Annotated in this window: 1 protein-coding gene; it reads right to left on the bottom strand. The window is 38.1% G+C overall.

Annotation, left to right across the window (positions count from 1 at the left end):
• Positions 1–270 (bottom strand): transposase family protein (locus C1E99_RS09060; RefSeq protein ID WP_161498600.1); only part of this gene is annotated, 270 nt, incomplete at its 3' end.
• Positions 271–357: the final 87 nt, after the last annotated feature.

Genomic DNA, 357 nt, shown 5'->3' with positions numbered 1-357 from the left:
TACAGTCACTTTTTGGCAAGATTTGCATTGAAACCGTCGTTTCTTAAGCAAGAGGAGGGTCGGAAAGCCCTGACAATCCAAAATCGGAATCTTTGACGACTTTTGAAAGTCGTACTTGATACACTTTCCTTGGCAATGAGGACAACCAGGGCTGTCGTAATCTAGCTTTGCCCTGATTTCTAGATGGGTCTGATGTTTCAAAATGAAGAGAATTTTAATGTTTTTGTCTTTGATTCCAATTAGTTCTGTGGTATGATAAAGTTGTTCCATATGAGTCTTTCTAATGTGAGTGTGGTTGCTTTTCATTATAGGTCATATGGGACTTTTTGTATATACTCAAAAAGGCTCCATAATCTC

This window comes from Streptococcus suis (genome assembly GCF_002964045.1).
GTDB classification, from domain to species: domain Bacteria; phylum Bacillota; class Bacilli; order Lactobacillales; family Streptococcaceae; genus Streptococcus; species Streptococcus suis_U.
This window is presented reverse-complemented; position numbering and strand designations above follow the sequence as displayed.